Origin of the sequence: Gudongella ferriphila, from assembly GCF_046224405.1 — a bacterium.
Classification (GTDB): Bacteria; Bacillota; Clostridia; order Tissierellales; family Tissierellaceae; genus Gudongella.
Window position 1 is genome coordinate 25130 of record NZ_JBJXRK010000004.1, and the last position, 18870, is coordinate 43999.

Genomic DNA, 18870 nt, shown 5'->3' on the forward strand with positions numbered 1-18870 from the left:
GTGATGATTGTTTGCAGTCCTTGCTTAATTCTATAGCTTTGGTATCACTTTCTCTATGAAGATTTCAACAAGCCCGGGATCAAACTGGCTTCCGGCATTTTCCCTCAGCTCCTTGACAGCATCCTCAAGGCTCATGGGATTTCTGTAGGGTCTGTGGGATACCATTGACTGGTAGGCATCCGCTATTGCAATTACCCTTGACTCCAATGGAATCTCCTCACCCTCAAGTCCTTCGGGATAGCCCTTTCCATCAAAGCGTTCGTGATGATAACGAATGGCCTTGGCATACTTTTCATGGTGTCCTAGAATTCTGAGTATTTCATAGCCTGCCTGAGAGTGCCTCTTGATGATTATCATCTCTTCATTGGTCAAAGGATCCCTCTTGTTCAATATCTCCTGGGAAACGATAATCTTTCCGATGTCGTGAAGCTCAACAGCCTTCCTGAAATCCTCAGCCTCTTCCTTCGACTTCCCAGTCTCCCTGTACAGGCTGGCTGCCATCTGGCTGGTTTCTTCATTGTGCTGCTTTTCATCCTCAAATTTTTTCCTGTTCTCCTCCAGGAAATCCAGAATGATTTTCTTCTTCACATCCTTGTTGTTCAAGTGTTTGTTTTCATACATATAGGAGTCCGCATACCTTAGATTGTCATCAATTGCTTCCCCTTCACTTGTCTTTGTTGAGAATCCAACAGCAAGTGAAAGCCTGAGTGATTCAACCCTGTGATCATGACCATTCCTTTGGATCCGCTCCTTGATCTCCCTGGCTTCCTCTGCCGAGGTCTTGGGAAGGAGGATTAGGAACTCATCCCCGCCTGTTCTGGCAATGATGTCATCGGCTCTGAAGGTCTCCCTAAGGAGATTTGCAGCCTCCCTGATGATGCGGTCTCCCATTTCATGTCCAAAAATATCATTGGTCAGCTTCAGGTTGTTCATGTCAACTATCATGACTGTGAAGGGAAGATTCCTTACGGTATCCAATCGCTTGATGGCATCCTCTACATATCTTCTGTTGTAGAGTCCGGTCAGTTCGTCATGGAAGCTAAGGTATTCAATCTTTTTCTGCTTCCTGACTGATTCGGTAATATCCCTAAAGACTATAACATATCCCTTGGTCTCTCCACTTTGGAGTCTTACGGTGGCAATGCTGTTATTGAGGATCACTTCCTCCCCGGACTTGGTGATCATAAGACCCCGCCTATGATTCCCGTTTCCGGTCTGTCGAGCCACCATAAGGATATCCTCAGGTTTTCTGGTCTCTGGATGATGCAATAGAAATACATCCTTCAGCAGCTTTCCCTGTGCTTCCTTGAAGGCCCATCCGGTCATTTCCTCAGCTGCCGGGTTGAGTACTGTAATCCTGCCTTCTACATCGGTTGATATGATTCCATCCTCAACTGACAGTAGGGTTGACTGGAATATCTCCTTTTCCAGGAACAGCTCCTGCTCAGCCTTTTTCTGGGCAGTGATGTCAGCCATGCTCCCTAGCATCCTTACGGGCTTTCCGTTCTCGTCCCTAAGGAGCGTTCCCCTGTCCCTGATCCAGATGGTCCTTCCATCAGGAAGGGTCATGCGATGTTCACTGTATAGGTTTTCCTGACCACTTATGGCCCTGGCTATGTTATCTCTTAGCTTCTCCTCATCCTCCGGATGGACCTGAGCCACAAACTGGTCTATTTTGTGATAGTCCGTATCGTAGGGAACTCCCATGATTTCACACCACTTCTTGTTGTGCCTTACTACTCCCTCTTCAAAGTGCCAGTCCCACAAGCCCTCACCAGCTACATCAAGTGTTATGCTCATGGTTTTTTCCCTCTCCTTGAGCTTTAGCTCCATGTGCTTCTTTTCAGTGATGTCATCAAGAACTATTGCAAGATATGCTTCCCTAGGCCGATATACAGACAGGTTCCACCATCTTCCAAGCTCTTCTACATGGTATTCAAATTGCCTTGACTCACCTGTTTCAAGAACCTGGTCTATTTGTCCCGTGTCCACCCTGTTGCTTATGGATACAAGTTGGAAAAGGGATTTGCTTAGAATTTCATCCTTGGGCATTGATGACATGACCTCAAAGGTATTGTTTGCATCCACAATTTCATAGTCCTGAAAATCCTCATATCCCCTGTTGGTTGCTTTTACAAGAAGAAAGCCTTGATTCATTTCATCTATAAGGGTTCTCTTTTCCTTTTCATTTTCCTCGGCAGCATTTTTAAGCCTTTGCTGCTCCCTGATGAACTGCTGGATGTACCTTACACCCAGAAACTGGATTATAAGAAACACAACCGCCAATACAATGATATACCTTAGGTAAATGTTTTTCCTAAACTCTATCAATGGTCCCAGAACCTCATCCTCAGACAAGCTTATGGCTACTGTCTTTCCCATAGAGTCACTGTGGATGTAGGAGGTCACCCTTCCATCCTCTCTGGTAACGGAATCCTCATACTGAGCAATGAGAAACTCAATTTTGTAGCCGTCTGCTTCCATCTCTCTAATAATCGGACTGATATCCGTCAAGACCACATCAAATCCAAGTATATCCTCACCATCCATTATTGGCGACTGGACCACAACAACCCCATGGGAGAAGTGGTTCAGCACAACCTCCGTCTCATCCCAGTTTATATAGTTCTTGATGTTTTTGTCAGGGCCAACCACATGGACAATGCGCCCATCCACTGTGACCCTTCCGGCAGTCCTTGACCTGTCAAAGGCTGCAATGCCCTCCTCATATCTTGGCACTGTGTATTCCCTTAGCTCCTCAAAGTCCATATCTCCATTGAGGTAATTCCTTATGGCGTTTTTTATGTTGGTCCTGCTTGATAGTGACCTGGTACTGTTGCTTATGTTTATCAGCCTTTCGTTCAGTACCTGGTACTTGTTGTATGTTGTCAGCTGAAAGTCCCTTAAAACTCCCTCTTCAAGGCTAGAGGATATGGGTTCGTTTATTCCAATATATATGGACAGGAAGACCACAGCGACTATTATTAAGATTAACATTCTAATTCTCTTATGGATCTGCTTCAAGTCTTCCCCTCCCCTTTTCTAATTGATAATGTAATGATTGCAAATTGTGTATAATTGTCTGATAATAAGTAAAAATACAAATTTTCATACCTTACAATTTTATCATATATTTATCAATTAGTCATTATGAATATTATTTTGTCAATCATCAGGACTGTTGTCTTTGTCCTTAAAGGATGAAGCAGCATATGCGCTTTACCGTAATATTGTATTGAAATTATGTTCACAATCTGTTACTATTAAGTTGAAAAGATTCATATGGACTCCGATTCTGTCTTTCCCACATCATGATTGACGCAAATCGGAAACTCAGAACACTGGGCCAGAAAAGAGATTTTCTGACCTGCCATGCTTGCAAAGGGGTTGTTCACTTACGGTGGATAGCCCCTTTATTGTGTTTTTGATAATTTGAAGGAGGGATTTAAATGAGTACACTGACGGGAAAAATCCTTAGGATCAACTTAAGTGACAGAAGTACGGAAACTGTACAAATCAATGAGGAATGGAAGGATCTCTATGTAGGCGGCGAGGGCTATGCGGCAAGGATTCTTTTCGACCATCTTGAGCCTGGCATGGACCCAATGGATGAAAGGAACATGCTTGTTTTTACCACAGGTCCCTTGACCGGAACTAAGGCACCCTCGGCCGGCAGACTTTGCATCGGCTACAAGTCTCCCCTTACAGGTACCATCGGCATGACAAATGTTGGCGGGCACCTTGCACCAATGATAAAGAGGGCAGGCTATGATGTAATCATAATCACTGGCAGGAGTGAAACCCCGGTATATGTCTACATCAAGGACGAAGGGGTTCATTTCAAGGACGCCGCTGCTCTTTGGGGCAAGAATACTGAGGAAACCGAGGATGCAATCCGCCAGGAGCTTGGGGAGTCCAAGGTGAGGATTGCAGAGATCGGTCCGGCAGGTGAAAGGCTTTCCCTTATATCCTCAATAATGATCGACAAGCACAGGGCGGCTGGCCGTGGAGGTCCTGGAGCCATAATGGGGGGTAAAAACCTTAAGGCCCTGGCAGTATACGGGACCGGAAAGCTTGAGGTGGACAACCCTGACATGATGGACCAATTCTCCAAGAGGGCTCGGGAGGAGCTTGACGCAGAAGCCTTTGTACGGGAGGAGCTCAAGCCCTTTGGCACCCCTTCCTTTACTGATTCCATAAATGCCCTTGGTCTTCTGCCCACCAAGAACTGGCAGCTGACAACCTTTGATTCCGCCATGGACAAGATTGGTCACAAGGCATACCACGATACCCTGAACGTAAAGGCATGGGCCTGCTTTGGATGCCCCATCGCCTGCGGCAGACACACTGAAATCATGGAGGGACAATACAAGGGCGAAACCGGAGGAGGCCCAGAGTACGAGACAGTTGGCGCCTTCGGCTCCAAGTGCTTTGTTGATGATCTTAATGCAATAACAAAGGCCGGCTATATATGCAACCGCATGGGCCTTGATACCATATCCACCGGGCAGACCATAGCCTCTGCAATGGAATGGTTTGAGAAGGGTTTGATTGACCTGGAGACCACAGGTGGAATCGACCTGTCCTTTGGAAATGCCGAGTCAATGGTTAAAATGACAGAGATGATCGCAAACAGGGAAGGCTTTGGGGACGTATTGGCTGAAGGTTCCCTGAGGGCGGCGAGAAAAATAGGTCCAGAGGCTGAGAAGTACGTATTCCAGGTCAAGGGAATGGAGCTTGCATCCTGTGGAGTAAGGGCCAGCAAGGGAGAATCCCTGTCACACCTTATCTCCCCAAGAGGCGCGGACCACCTTAGACCATATGCTTCAGTAATCGATGCCTTTGGGTATCTTGAGCCGGAGCTGGGGATAAATGAAAAGGTATCCCCATTTGAGGATGAGAAGAAGTGGTGGGTCAAGCCCTTTATGGAGCTTTCAATGATGACCAACCTCCTTGGGGTTTGCCTCTTCGCAAGTATAACCCTTGCGGTGAAGGGCAGCACCTGGACAGGGCTCTACAATGCTGCCACAGGGGATGAAAAGACCCTTAAGGAGATGATGGGAGCCTCTGAAAGGGTAATAAACCTTGAGAGATTGTTCAACGCCAGAGAGGGCTTTGGACGCAAGGATGAAAAGCTTCCTGTTAGACTTGCCCAGGAGCCAGCACCTGATGGCCTTGGAAAGGGCCAGGTGGCAAATGCCGAGGTCATGCTGGATGAGTTCTACGAAAGCATGGGCTGGGACAAGGAGACAGGACAGCCCACAGAGGAGACCTTGAAGAGATTGAAGCTGATGTAGCAAAATACTGGGGATGATTTTTATTCTATCATCCCCAGTGTTTTATTTTTTTTCTTAGCTGGTCTTGATATGGAAAGTATCAAAAGACCTGTAAATACCAGACCCATACCAAGACCTGAAAGAACTGACAAGCCTTCCTTAAGGAAAAACACTCCTAAAAGAGCTGCTGTAACAGGCTCAGCCAGATTCAGTGTCGCTGCCTTGTGCAATTTTATCCCTGATAGTCCGTATGAAAAAATTATGTATGCAAATGCACTGGTGACCAAGCCCAGATGAAGGGCTACACCAATTCCTTGTGGAGTCTTAAGCCAATCCAGGCTATAAATCAGCAAAAAAGGTGATAGGATTAATGCTCCTATTGTAAATATTACCCCCGTAACCATCTCAGGGGAATAATCTCCCAGCAGGTTCTTTGTGGCTGCAGTGTATACTGCATAAAAAAAGCCTGATCCCAGTGCCAGAAGTATTCCATTCATATCAATTAACAGGGCTCCCCTGCCCATAACCAATAGGATGCATCCAATTACTGAAACCATTGTTGAAGCTAGCCATTTAAACCCCGGAACTTCCTTGTTTACAATTATTGATATCAGACCAGCGAATATTGGTGCACTTCCAATGGCAACAACCGTTCCCATTGCCACCCCAGTCAATTTAACAGCTACAAAGAAAGTAAGCTGAGCCGAAGCCATGCTTACCGCTCCAATATATGTACTGACTTTTGAAAACATCTCCCGTCCTACAAGTTTCCCTCTCAGGAATGCATACAGCATGATTGCTCCCCCGCCTATGGCCAGTCTCACTGCACCAATTGATAGAGGCGTGGCTTCTTCAGGTGCAAAATGTTGTGCCGTTCCAATTGTTCCCCAAAGAATCGCTCCTAACAATGCCATTAAGCTGTACCTTAACTCTTTATGGTCCAAAAGATATCCACCCCTCATTTATGCAGAAGGACGAATATCAATGTTTGCAAACAAAAGACTCGTCCCGGCTTTTTTTGTATTCTCTTTAATACACTAATTTAAGCATAATATTAAAGCTCTGTCAATTATGTTCAGAGAAACATCTGGCAGTAACCATGCATGTAAAAGACATACCATTATCCTCAATGGTCCTTAATTTGATTATGCTCTTTTCTCTTTGGGTCTGGTTATTGACAGTATCAAAAGACCTGCAAAAACAAGTCCCATACCCACTCCTGACAGTGTAGATAGGCTTTCCTTAAGGAGAAACACTCCCAGCAGTGCTGCAGTTACAGGCTCTGCAAGAGTGAGGGTCACAGCCTTGTGCAGCTTTGTCCCCGAAAGTCCATAAGAGAAGATTACATATGCAAATGCAGTTGTGATCAGCCCAAGATGCAAGGCAACAGCAATCCCCCTCGCCGTAAGGAGCCAATCCAGGCTATAGATCAGAAGAAATGGGGATGTTATAATTGCTCCCATGGTAAATACAATTCCCGTTACAGCCTCAGGTGAGAACTCATCCAGGAGGTTCTTTGTGGATGCGGTGTAGGTGGCATAGGACAGTCCCGCTCCAAGAGCCAACAATATTCCATATACGTTGACGGAAAGTTCATCTCCTCCCACCACAAGAAGAATACAACCAAACACAGATACAAGTGTTGATATCAGCCATTTACGTCCAGGATTCTCTCTGTTTACAGCAAATGATATCAGTCCAGCGAATATGGGTGCACTACCTATTGCAACAACAGTGCCCATGGCAACTCCTGTAAGAAGAACAGCTGCAAAGAAGGTAAGCTGGAAGGATGCCATGCTTGCCGCTCCAATATATGTACTCTTTCTTGAGAAAATATCCCTTCCCTTTAGCTTACCCCTTAAGAAGGCATAGAGAAGCAGAACTCCGCCGCCCAATGCCAGTCTGACGGCTCCTATTGACATTGGTGTAGCACCCTCAGGTGCAAAATGCTGAGCTGTTCCAATTGTTCCCCAAAGAACTGCTCCCAGCATAACCATCATTGAATTTATAAATTCATTTTGCTTCAACAGCTATCACCCCTATTAAACAAAAGGACGAATCTTAATGTTAATACAAAAAGATACGCCCTAAATATTTCTGATTGGTACGCCCAGAGGGATTCGAACCCCCGACCAACTGGTTCGAAGCCAGCTACTCTATCCAGCTGAGCTATGGGCGCACAGTTGATTTGATACTATAATAGTATAACCCTTGGCAAATCCAATGTCAATAATGAACAACCCTCCCTCGCTTCAATAAACAATAGTGAAAAAGCGGCCTGTATCTGATATAATATGTAATTAATACAATACTTGGAATGTGAGGTGTATAAGGATGAAATATAGAAGCGTGTTTGATATTATCGGACCGGTGATGGTTGGCCCCTCCAGCTCCCATACTGCAGGTCCTGTAAGAATTGGACAGATTGCAAGAAGGCTATTTGATGCCCAGCCGGAAAAGGTTGTTGTAAGGCTTTACGGTTCATTTGCCGAGACCTACAAGGGGCATGCCTCCGATGTTGCTGTAATTGGAGGCATCCTAAACTATGAGACGGATGACCCAAGGATCCCAGAGTCCCTGGTCACAGCCATGGATTTGGGAATTGATGTTACATTCTTAAAGGAGGAGGCTATCCCTGAGCATCCCAACACAATGAAGATATCCATGACAAAGGGTGATGACAAGCTTGATATAGCTGCCATATCAATCGGTGGTGGAGTGGTTAGAATCACAGAGCTCAACGGGTTCCCACTTAAATTATCCGGCGAGAATCCTGCAATCCTTGTTTTCCACAAGGATGTATATGGTGTCATAGCAGGGGTTGCATCTAATCTTGCCATGAACAAGATAAATATCAGCGGAATGAATGTTTCGAGAATTGAAAAGGGTGATGTCGCACTTATGACAATTGAGACTGACCAACCAGTCTCCCATAATCTTATAAATGCAATCACTAAAATGGAAAATATCATCAGGGTAATCACCCTGAACGAATAGAGAGGTGAATTGGATGTTTAAGAATGTTCAGGAGCTTGTCCAGCAAGCGGAAAGCCAAAAAAAGAAGCTATACGAAATCATGATAGACCAGGAGACTGAATTGACGGAAAGGAGTCGCAAGGAAGTCATTTCAGCCATGGATAGACAATTCCAGGTTATGAAAAGCTCTGCAATGAAGGGGATTGAGGGGGTCACCTCCTATTCAGGAATGACCGGTGGAGATGCCAAGAAGGTGGATGAATACATAAGAAATGGAAAATACCTTACGGATCCGATCTTGCTAAAGGCTGTATCCTATGCAATTTCCATAAATGAGGTGAATGCATCAATGGGTCTTATCTGTGCAAGTCCAACTGCAGGATCTTCAGGTGTTCTGCCAGCTGTCGTCCTTGCAGTACAGGAGAAGCTTGGTATGGATGATGAGCAGGCAATGCTGCATCTGTTTACGGCTGGTGCCTTTGGATTTGTAATAGCCAACAACGCCTTTATTTCCGGGGCAGCCGGCGGATGCCAGGCAGAGATTGGCTCTGCAAGCGCCATGGCTGCAGCTGCTGCAGTGGAAATGGCGGGAGGTACTCCTAATCAGGCCGCACATGCAATGGCAATGGCACTAAAGAATATGCTTGGTCTAACCTGTGACCCTCTTGCTGGTCTTGTGGAGGTTCCATGTATAAAGAGAAATGCCGCTGGAGCATCAAATGCTATAATTGCAGCGGAAATGGCCCTGGCTGGAGTGGAGTCCAAGGTACCGTGGGACGAGGTTATAAGTGCCATGTACAATATCGGACTTCTGATGCCTGTTACACTTAGGGAAACCTCCCTGGCAGGTCTTGCAGCAACAGAAACCGGCAAGATGTGGAAGGAAAAATTGCTTTAGGAATCTAGTCAATTTAAAAAGAGCTGGCCTTGTTTAAAATCCAAGGTTCAGCTCTTTTAATCTTATGTTGACCTATTCCATTATTCCCATTTCCCTGTAGTACTTGGCGGAGCCTTCGTGTAGTGGTAGCCCTGCCAGATTCTGGACCGCCTGTTCAAGCTCAAGTCCCTTTATGGCGTTATGGGTACTCCCCAGGGATTCAACATTCTCCCAGAAAACCTTTGTCATCTGGTAGACAGTCTCCTCCGGAAGGCTTTCATCGACAAATATTGTTATTACAATGCTTGTTGTCACCACATCATAATCCTGATTCTCATAGGTTCCTGCTGGGATAATCGCCCTGTTGTACCATGGGTACTCCTCTGTCAGCTGAGCTATGACATCCTCATCGATTGAAACCAGTCTCCCACCTGCTGTTGACAGGATCTCAGACACTGCTGAGGTTGGAATTCCAGCCTGGAGCCATGCTCCGTCCAGCTGCTTGTTTCTTATAAGGTCGATTGACTCAGTAAAGCCTACAAACTGTGGGCTGAAATCATCTGGGTATTTAAGGCCTGCAGCTGTCAGGTGGATGTTTGTCTCAACCTCAGGGGTGCTCCCCGGTGCTCCAGGAGCAAACACCTTGCCCTTTATGTCCCTTAGGGTCTCAATTCCAGAGTCCTTGCCTACGACCACCTGGTTGTAGTTTGAGTAAAGTGCTGTAAGAACCCTTATTCCATCATATTGCTGACCCTCAAAAACTCCTGTACCATTCTTTTGCTCAGTCATGATGTTTGTTACTGCAACTCCTATCTGTGCCTCTCCCTGAGCCACCAGCCCCAGATTCTGGACTCCTCCGTTTGATGCCTCAACGGATACATTCAGTCCCTCTATGTTTTCATTCCACAGATTTGATATTGCCGCACCAATTGGATAGATGGCTCCTGTGGTGGATGCCGTTGGAAACTTAAGGTAGGTAACCTCTCCATCTCCTCCGTTCCCGCAGCCTGCCAGAACCCCTGCCACAAGTACAAGCACCAGTGCTATTGATATTATTCTTTTCATCCTTATCTCCCCTCGTATAATATGTTTCAGGCATTGATTTCCTTTGCCTTGTCACCCTTGTTTTTGTGTAGTTGATACACAGTAAGAAGTGCCGCAATCCCAACTCCCGCTGCATCCGTACCTCCAGCAGGATGAATAAGCAGAAGCCCGATCAGTATCGCCGCAGTCCTTTCCATGATTCCACTCCTTCTAATATACCATCCTCCTGTTCCGGATGCCAGGAAGTATATTCCAAATGCAGCACCTAAAATTGCAATCGCCGTTGCCATAATACCCGTTCCCTCTGGAGCCGCTCCAAGTAGGAGTATTGGGTTCACCAGAAAGAAGAAGGGTAGGATAAATCCCGACAAACCCACCATCACTGCCTGTATTCCAGTTTTTCTGAAATCCGAATCCGCAATTCCCGAAGCTACATAAACTGACATTGCCACAGGAGGGGTTATATTTGAAAGTGATGCATATATCAGGCAGAACAGGTGGGCTGCTATTGGAAGTGCTCCAACCTGAACCATGACCGGCACTGCAACAGCAGTCACTATAACATAGGCAGCAATACCAGGAACGCCCATTCCAAGGATTATGCTCATGATGGCAACCATGACTCCAGCCTTTATCAACTCACCAGGTCCGACCAACTTAAGCATCAGGTATCCGAATTTAAGTCCAAGTCCCGTAAGTGATACTGTCCCTACAATGATTCCAATTATAACACAGCTTACTCCTACGCTGATGACTCCCCTTACTCCGTCCTCACATGCCTGTATAATGGTCCTAAAGCCCATTCTTGTATGCTTTCTCATCCAGCTTGAAGCTATCACCACAAATATTGAAACCACACAGGCATAAAGGGGTGTATAGCCCAAAGCCATAAGTCCAAGTAGGGAAAGAAGTGGTGCAATAAGGTGCCCTTCCCTTTTCAGCACTTTCAGGGCATCGGGGATGTTTTCCCTGTCCAGTCCCTTGAGTCCCAGTCTTTTCGCTTCAAAATGCACTGACATTAGGAGCCCAAAATAGTATAGGACTGCAGGTACGGCTGCGGCAAGGGCAACCACTGCATAGGACTTTCCGATGTATTCCGCCATAAGGAAGGCCACCGCTCCCATTACCGGGGGCAGGAACTGTCCCCCTGTTGAGGCTGCCGCCTCAACTCCAGCTGCAAACTCCTTCTTATATCCTGTTTCCTTCATCATGGGTATGGTTATTATTCCCGTTGTGGCAACATTTGCAACAGCAGACCCATTTATCATACCAAGGAATCCCGAAACAACTACGGAAACCTTGGCGGGTCCCCCTGCTGTCCTTCCCACAAGGGATAGGGACAGGTTATTGACCAGCTTGCTGAAGCCGCTCAGGTTAAGAAATGCTCCGAAAAGGATAAATACAAAGATATATGTTGCAGAAACCCCGATTCCACTTCCAAAAATACCCTGACTTCCCCAGAACATGTGACCGATTATCCTTGAGGCTGAAAATCCTCCATGTCCAAGGGTACCTGGGATCATTCTGCCAGCGAAATTATACAGAAGGAATATGGAAGATAGCCACACAAGCCCACCTGAAGCCCTTCTGGCAGCTATGAAAACAAGTGCTATCGCAAGAAGCCCAACCAGATTCTCAAAATCCGTGACAAAGCCTCCCGTCATGGCAATCCTGTTATAGTTAAGGACAAAGTATGAAAACACAGCTATATTGATCACTATTAGGACATAATCTATCAAGGGAGGGCTCTTCCTGTCCCTGTTTTCGTTTTTCCAGGCGGGATAGAGCAGAAATGCAAACAAGACCAATACAGATGCATGTATTGCCCTAAAGGTAATTGCTTCCATGGTTCCAATGGTTGTGAAATACAGCTGGAAAATAACCCATATGACAGAAAGTACAGTAATTATCCTGGACCATGGACCCTTGTAGGTTCTGATCCTGCTGCTTCTGTCCACTTTCTCCACAATGTGGTGGGCTTCCTCCTCCAGCTCCTCAAGCTGTTCACTGGTCAAGTATGAAATTAAGTCTATACCGCTAGTTTCCTTGTTCATCCCTCACACCTGCTCACCTGTTATTACAACCTTTATTCTATTTCACCAAGGGTCATAAATCAATTGAAATTTAATTGCCTGTGGAAAAAGCAAGACTACTGTGCATATGCCACAGTAGCCTTTTGCGTTACATGTCTGATTTTAGGACTCCGCCTATGGCGAAGTTTTCATCCTCCATCTCCCTGATGATGATTCTTACAGCATCCCTCTTGCAGTTTACAGTCTCCACAAGAGCATCTGTGACCTTTTCAACCATCGCCCTCTTTTGCTCTTCTGTTCTTCCCTTAAGCATTTCAACCTGAAGTATTGGCATTAATAACCCTCCTTGATAAATTTAGTTTTATTCTAAGGACACTGGATTACTCCCTGTGCCCAGAGACATCCTCCACAGGCCGGGAATGAGTTTGACAGACAATCCTTGTCATTACTGTCCACATCCTCACATCCCCCGCACAGGACACACGGTGAAAAGTCAAAGTCGTAGACCTTTTGCCTGAAATCCCTGTAGTCCTCCTGGTCCCATATCTCCTTTAATGTTTTATCCTTGATGTTACCAAAGGTGTGCTCCTTCATGTGTCTTTCATTTCCGTTAAGGAAGGTGGTGTAGGAATGTATCAGTCCCATGCATGGGGCTACCTCACCATCCCATCTCACAAATACATTACCCTCGTTTATGAATCGGCAGTAGTCGTTGTGCTCCTTGAACTCCTCGTGGAGGGTTTTTGTCTTCATCATGGATGCATGTATGTCATGGAGTCCTTCCTTTGTGTATTTGTTGTAATCAATTCTTGGCAGGCTGATTTCAGGTATCATAACCTCCTTGGTTCCCTTCCTGATGATATCCTGTTTCCTGTATGCAAGAGGCTTGAACAGGGTTTTCTTGCAAAGCATCTTGTCTTCCATCTCCTGATCGTATGGAATCACATTGCTAACGGAAATCTTTTCAGCCCACACCTTGGTGGCAAAGCTCCTTAGCTTTGACAGGTCCTCGGCATTGTCCTTTGTCACAACAAACGCTATTCCAAGGGTCAGCTTCTTGTTTTTGCCCTTGTTCATCCTTTTCAGGGTCATGAGATTTTCAAATACTTCTCCAAAGTCAGCACCCTCACGTATTTCATTGAACTTTCCCACATCCATACTGTCAACTGAGACCCAAAGGTTCTTGAGGCCAGCATCCATAAGCTTCCTAATATTTTCCTCGGTTAGGTTGGTACCGTTTGTTGTGATTTCAGTCCTTATTCCAAGGTCGCTGATACTCTTGATCATATAATAGATATCAGGATGGTGTGTTGGCTCACCGAAGCCTCCAAACATCACAGAGTCGATGGTCTTGATTTCCTTTATACCCTTAAGGAGCCTGTCGAACTCCTCCCGCTCCATAAAGCCCATGGTCTCCTTCCAGGTCTTTCTTATGCAGGTAACGCAATTGAGATTGCAGGCTGCCGTTGGCTCAATATAGAGCCTCTGTACGGAATGGATTGAGGGAGCAAGTACGAGCTTACCGTTATCCTCATAGAATATGTACTCCTGGTGCCTTCCCTGATGCTCCTTTTCCAGTGCCTCTTTGGGTATCTGGAGAGAACCGTTCTCATTCTTTTCAATAAATATATGCTTCTTCATTTGATCACCTTTCTAAATTTACTTTTGCCTAGATGGGTACTGCCAGCTGGGCCAGCATTATCACCACTGTCAAGGTGACAGCACTGAGTACAGTGGATGTCAACACTGCCTGTGATGCAAATTCAGGATTGTTGTCAAATTCCATGGATGTAAGGGCAACATTGACTGCTGTTGGCGCTCCCATTGCAATTATCAGGACCTGGGCAGTTATCCCCTCAAGTCCCATAAAGATCACAACGGCAAAGCCTATCAGCGGAGCAATCAATAGCCTTAGAATGTTTGAAAGATATATTCTAAGGTTCCCAAGCCTGAAGCTTGTCTCCCTAAGCTGTGCCCCCAGTGTAATAAGGGCAACCCCTGCATAGGTTGTGCTCATTAGGCTTAAGGATTGCCAAAGGGGATCCCAAATTGACATATTGATTCTTCTTAATATTATACCTGTAATCATTACATAAATAAAGGGCATCCTGAAAACATATCCCATGGCCTTTCTGGCATTTCCTCTGCTGCTGCCTATTGTGAACATACCCACTGTAAAGAAGAATACATTGTGAACCAGCATTATTATTGCCTGGATTGAAACCGCAATGGGGTTTGTGTAAAGAAGCTGCATAAGTGGAAGGCTCAAATTCCCGGCATTGTAGAAGGTTGTTGAATTAACAAATACGCTTGTATCCTCTGGAGAATAACCCCTAAGCCTTGCAATTACAAATGAAATCACATACATGGCTGTCATTACAAATGCGGTTGCAAGGGATACGGATAATACGATCTCACCACTTAGCTCACTTTCATAGACCTTGACGAAAAGTACAACCGGCAGCAGAAGGTACAGCTGCAGCTTGACAAGACTCCTGACATCAATTGGCAAAATGGACCTGATTCCATAGCCTGCAAAAATTGTGATAAAGAGTGGAAATATTATATTGAAAAATGTATAGATAAAATAGCTCATAGGGTCTCTCCATTATGTATTTGGGGCACAGATGGACTGCGCCCCATTTTTATTTTCACTTGGGTAATACTATCTTGTCCATTGTTATATCCTTGATGCTGCTACAGCCTGTCATAAGCATGGTGTCCTTCAATTCTGCAATAAGCTTCTCTGCATGAAGCTGGACCCCTTCCTCTCCTCCGCCGATAGCCATGATTGTAAAGGTTCTTCCTATAAGAACAGCATCTGCTCCCAGGGCAATTGCCTTAAACACATCTGCACCTGTTCGGATTCCTCCGTCTACAAATATCTTCATCCTGTCACCAACAGCCGCCCTTATTTCAGGCAGAACCTCAGTTGTTGCAGGGGTGTTGTCAAGAACCCTTCCTCCGTGGTTTGAAACCACTATTCCATAGGCTCCTGAGTCAGCGGCCTTTCTGGCCCCTTCTGCAGACATCACACCCTTTATTATGAAAGGAAGCCTTGTCCCCTTCACAATTTCCCTTAGATCCTCAACGGTCTTTGTAAATACAGGCTTGCCTGATTTGGCCAGGTGTACAAGTCCGGCAGAATCTATGTCCATAGCCAGGGCTAGAACATCAATTTCTTCAACAATCTTTATTTTCTCCATTACCATCTCCTGTGACCAGGGCTTTAGGGTTGGTACCCCCCAGCCTTCCACAGCCTCAAGATGCTGGAGTGGCTCATCAAAATATGTAGGGTTTGCTCCGTCCCCTGTAAATGCCGCTATTCCAGCATTCTTTGCTCCAATAAGGGTTCTTCTGTGATATTCTCCCTCGGCGATCCTTCCACCGTAATTTATGTCCATACCACCTATTGGCGCTACAAATATTGGTGCGGTAAATTCCTTGTCAAAAAGGTTGATGCTGGTATCCTGTCCCTTTCCTTCATAGATCATATCCATTACTACCTTTACCTGTTGGAGATAATTGTAATTCCTGATGAAGCTGTTGCCTGTGCCTTTGGCACCAACTCCTGGAACCCAGCCTCTACAGGCGACCCCATTGCACTCCTTGCATACCAGACACAACGGTGCCAGAATTTCTTTTGCATTTTCCCTGATTTCATTATAGTCCATGGTCATCCTCCTTAAGCATTTGATCAATAAAGAATCAAATATTTTTCTATATACCATTATAACACTAATGCAGTAAAAACTCACTGCCATCTATTCAATTTCGACAGATGACAGTGAGCTTTTATCTATATATAGGGGATAAACAACAAGCTATTCTACTTCGAATCCTTCTACCTTTGCATTGAATGAATACTCAGCTGACGGGAATTCTCCCTCAACACTTTCCTTGTGGAATTGGTTTAACCCATCAACCATTGCCTTTCTGATGTCGGCAAATTGCTTTACAAATTTAGGCTTGAACTCACCATACATATTCAAAAGATCCTGTGTGACCAAAACCTGACAATCTACATATGGACCAGCTCCAATACCTAACACAGGAATGCTTACTGATGCCGTAAGAGCTTTTGCAACTCCTTTAGGCACACACTCCAGCACTATTGAAAATGCACCTGCTTCTTCAAGTTTCTTTGCATCTTCGATAAGCTGTTTCGCACTTTCCGGTGTTCCTCCCTGAACCTTGAATCCTCCCAGCATTCCAGCTGTCTGAGGTGTCAAACCTATGTGTCCCATAACAGGTATCCCAGCCTTAACTATGGCTCTTATTGTATCAGCCATCTCTGCGCCACCTTCAAGCTTGACGCAATCGCAGCCGGTTTCCTTATATATTCTGTTTGCAGTCTGAATCGCCTGCTCTATGCTCACATTGTAAGTTCCAAAAGGCATATCTCCAACGATAAATGTGTCTGGAGCCCCCTTGACCACTGGTTTGATGTGATGCAGCATATCTTCAAGTGTCACTGCAGTTGTTCCATCATATCCAAGCATAATCATTCCCAATGAATCTCCCACAAGGATTATGTCTACATCACTTTCGTTGACAATCGATGCAGTGGTAAAATCATATGCAGTTACATATGTAAACTTTCTGCCTTCCTCTTTATACTTCTTGAAATCTCCAATCGTCATCTTTTTCTTGTTTAATTCCTTATGAACTGACATTATATTCACTCCTTTTATATCTCCGTTTAACCTACTTGCAATGCTATTTGAAGAACTTTTTTCCATACAGGTGCTTGACTATGTAATGATCAAGTAGTCTAACAGATTTACTTTAGTATGAGCTTTCCATCAGCTGTTACTTAATCATTTCTTGGTCTCTCCTAGTATTGCTCTTCCTTCAGCTTAACAAGCCTTGTCAAAAGGGCATTAACTGGCGTCTTGATATTGTGCTTTTCACCTTCTCTTACTATTGCTCCATTGATATTGTCAATCTCAGTCCTTCTCTTGTTAATTACATCCGATAGCATAGAGGAAACATTCTCTCCAGTTACCCTGCTGATCTCTTTGAAATGGGTTACCGCATCTGGTGTCTCCAATGTAATTCCGGAGGCATCGGCCACTAACATTGCTTCATTGACTGCTTCTTCAGCCAATGATTCAAGCTCAGGGTAATCCAGGATTTCTCCATTCTTTAATCCTGTTATCGCAGTCATTGGGTTGATTCCTACATTAACCAAAAGCTTATCCCAAATCAAGCCCATTACATTGTCTGATACTGAAACCGGTTCCAACTTAGCATCTCTGAATACATCAGCTATTTTCTTGATTCTGTCGGTTGTCTCTCCGTTAAGTTCTCCTATTACTGTTGCACCATGGCCTGCATGCTTTACCCTACCTGGCCCTAAGAGGTTAGCTCCATGAGATGTGGTTCCTGAAATGATTTGTCCTTCCTTCACTACGGTTTTTATCTTCTCTATATTTCCAAGACCATTCTGCAATGTAAGAACAACAGTATTTTCCCCTATTACAGCCTGGTTAGACTTTATTGCTAGGTCTGTTATGGTTGATTTTACAAACACTATCGCCAGGTCAACAACCCCAACTTCCGAAGGATCTGAGGTTGCCCTGATATTCTTTATGTATCTGTCACCACTTGTCCCTTCAATCCATAATCCGTCCTTGTTTATATTGTCGATATGCTCCTGGAATACATCTAGAAAATATACCTCATTGCCAGCTTCTGCAAGAAAGCCACCATAAATGCTTCCCATGGCCCCGGCACCAATTATTACAACTTTCATTGTCCCAGCCTCCTGATATCATTCATCTTATTGGATTACTCGTATTTGTTAAACAACTTTTGAAAGTCCTCAAGACTGTCCTTGATGTGATATACATGCTTATCTTCAGGGAAATTCTCTCCCTTGACATCATCAACGTACTCCTTGAAGGCATTTGTGATCACTTCAGCTACGTTTGCGTATTTCTTAACAAATTTCGGTGTAAAGGCCTGGAACATGCCAAGCATGTCACCACAGATTATCAGCTGGCCGTCGCATGGCAATCCTGCTCCGATTGAATATACTGGAATAGACAATTTGCTCGCTATAAATTCAGTAAGCTCAGGTGGTACAGCTTCAAGAAGCAATGCAAGTGCTCCTGCCTCTTCAATTGCGATGGCATCCTTAATAAGGTCCTCAGCACTGTCTACATAAAGTCCTTGAGCCTTGAATCCTCCCAACTGGCCTGCACTTTGAGGTGTCAATCCGATATGTCCGATAGCAACAATACCTGCATCAGCAATGGCTTTGATTCTGCTTGCAATTCGAACTCCACCTTCAAGCTTTATTGCATCAACATCTGCTTCCTTAAGGAATCTGACTGCATTCTCAACAGCATCCTCATCACTTTTATGGTATGATCCAAATGGCATATCTCCAACAACAAATGTGTTAGGGGCGCCTCTTCTAACTGCCTGACAATGCGATATGCAATCGTCCATTGTTACAGGAACTGTTCCCTGATAACCTAGAACTACCATCCCGAGAGAGTCTCCCACCAGTATCATATCCATTCCAGCTTGCTCTGCAAATGAAGCTGTAGGAAAATCATAAGCTGTTATCCATGCAACCTTTTCTTTATTTGATTTCATTTTGTGTAAATCAAGAATGCTCTTCTTTTTTGCCATTATGTCCCTCCTAAATAAT

At 44.9% G+C, this 18870-nt stretch carries 15 protein-coding genes, 1 tRNA gene and 1 riboswitch; of the genes, 3 read left to right on the top strand and 13 right to left on the bottom strand.

Going from position 1 to position 18870, the window contains the following annotated elements:
* Positions 1 to 30: 30 nt before the first annotated feature.
* Positions 31 to 3024, bottom strand: coding sequence for an HD domain-containing phosphohydrolase (locus ACKVDP_RS04305; protein WP_409227580.1), 2994 nt, complete (start codon positions 3022 to 3024; stop codon positions 31 to 33).
* A gap of 251 nt (positions 3025 to 3275) precedes the next feature.
* A riboswitch (molybdenum cofactor riboswitch) is annotated at positions 3276 to 3403 on the top strand.
* A 46-nt stretch (positions 3404 to 3449) separates the two neighbouring features.
* Here ACKVDP_RS04305 and ACKVDP_RS04310 point away from each other — a divergent pair.
* Positions 3450 to 5297, top strand: a complete 1848-nt coding sequence (locus tag ACKVDP_RS04310; protein ID WP_409227581.1) for an aldehyde ferredoxin oxidoreductase family protein — start codon at positions 3450 to 3452, stop codon at positions 5295 to 5297.
* 20 nt (positions 5298 to 5317) lie between these two features.
* Here the strand turns inward: ACKVDP_RS04310 and ACKVDP_RS04315 are convergent, their stop codons facing one another.
* The 3 genes from ACKVDP_RS04315 to ACKVDP_RS04325 form a co-directional block, all read right to left on the bottom strand.
* Positions 5318 to 6220, bottom strand: coding sequence for a DMT family transporter (locus ACKVDP_RS04315; RefSeq protein WP_409227582.1), 903 nt, complete (start codon positions 6218 to 6220; stop codon positions 5318 to 5320).
* Positions 6221 to 6421: 201 nt separating this feature from the next.
* The gene (locus ACKVDP_RS04320) at positions 6422 to 7303 is read right to left on the bottom strand and encodes a DMT family transporter (protein WP_409227583.1); all 882 of its coding nucleotides are present in this window, start codon (positions 7301 to 7303) and stop codon (positions 6422 to 6424) included.
* 75 nt (positions 7304 to 7378) lie between these two features.
* Positions 7379 to 7455 (bottom strand) — tRNA-Arg (locus tag ACKVDP_RS04325).
* A gap of 155 nt (positions 7456 to 7610) precedes the next feature.
* Here ACKVDP_RS04325 and sdaAB point away from each other — a divergent pair.
* Both sdaAB and sdaAA read left to right on the top strand, forming a co-directional pair.
* Complete coding sequence (gene sdaAB, locus ACKVDP_RS04330) at positions 7611 to 8273, top strand: L-serine ammonia-lyase, iron-sulfur-dependent subunit beta (RefSeq protein ID WP_409227584.1); 663 nt, start codon at positions 7611 to 7613, stop codon at positions 8271 to 8273.
* Positions 8274 to 8286: 13 nt separating this feature from the next.
* Positions 8287 to 9150, top strand: a complete 864-nt coding sequence (sdaAA, locus tag ACKVDP_RS04335; protein ID WP_409227585.1) for an L-serine ammonia-lyase, iron-sulfur-dependent, subunit alpha — start codon at positions 8287 to 8289, stop codon at positions 9148 to 9150.
* 72 nt (positions 9151 to 9222) lie between these two features.
* Here the strand turns inward: sdaAA and ACKVDP_RS04340 are convergent, their stop codons facing one another.
* From ACKVDP_RS04340 to panB (ACKVDP_RS04380), 9 genes are all read right to left on the bottom strand, one after another.
* Positions 9223 to 10194 (bottom strand): TAXI family TRAP transporter solute-binding subunit, encoded by a 972-nt coding sequence (locus ACKVDP_RS04340; RefSeq protein ID WP_409227586.1) that lies wholly within the window; start codon positions 10192 to 10194, stop codon positions 9223 to 9225.
* A gap of 26 nt (positions 10195 to 10220) precedes the next feature.
* Positions 10221 to 12227 carry a TRAP transporter permease gene (locus ACKVDP_RS04345; protein WP_409227587.1) on the bottom strand — a complete coding sequence of 669 codons (2007 nt, stop codon included), beginning with the start codon at positions 12225 to 12227 and terminating at the stop codon, positions 10221 to 10223.
* 127 nt (positions 12228 to 12354) lie between these two features.
* Positions 12355 to 12540 (bottom strand): 4-oxalocrotonate tautomerase, encoded by a 186-nt coding sequence (locus ACKVDP_RS04350; protein ID WP_409227588.1) that lies wholly within the window; start codon positions 12538 to 12540, stop codon positions 12355 to 12357.
* 32 nt (positions 12541 to 12572) lie between these two features.
* Positions 12573 to 13847: a radical SAM protein gene (locus ACKVDP_RS04355; RefSeq protein WP_409227589.1), complete on the bottom strand. Its 1275-nt coding sequence runs from the start codon at positions 13845 to 13847 to the stop codon at positions 12573 to 12575.
* Positions 13848 to 13875: 28 nt separating this feature from the next.
* The gene (locus ACKVDP_RS04360; protein ID WP_409227590.1) at positions 13876 to 14802 is read right to left on the bottom strand and encodes an AEC family transporter; all 927 of its coding nucleotides are present in this window, start codon (positions 14800 to 14802) and stop codon (positions 13876 to 13878) included.
* A 55-nt stretch (positions 14803 to 14857) separates the two neighbouring features.
* Positions 14858 to 15880 (bottom strand): alpha-hydroxy-acid oxidizing protein, encoded by a 1023-nt coding sequence (locus tag ACKVDP_RS04365; protein WP_409227591.1) that lies wholly within the window; start codon positions 15878 to 15880, stop codon positions 14858 to 14860.
* Positions 15881 to 16030: 150 nt separating this feature from the next.
* Positions 16031 to 16882 (bottom strand): 3-methyl-2-oxobutanoate hydroxymethyltransferase, encoded by an 852-nt coding sequence (panB, locus tag ACKVDP_RS04370; RefSeq protein WP_409227592.1) that lies wholly within the window; start codon positions 16880 to 16882, stop codon positions 16031 to 16033.
* Between the two features lie 161 nt (positions 16883 to 17043).
* Positions 17044 to 17964, bottom strand: a complete 921-nt coding sequence (locus ACKVDP_RS04375) for a ketopantoate reductase family protein (RefSeq protein ID WP_409227593.1) — start codon at positions 17962 to 17964, stop codon at positions 17044 to 17046.
* Positions 17965 to 17999: 35 nt separating this feature from the next.
* Entirely contained in the window at positions 18000 to 18851 is an 852-nt protein-coding gene (panB, locus tag ACKVDP_RS04380; RefSeq protein ID WP_409227594.1) for a 3-methyl-2-oxobutanoate hydroxymethyltransferase, read from the bottom strand.
* Positions 18852 to 18870 lie beyond the last annotated feature (19 nt).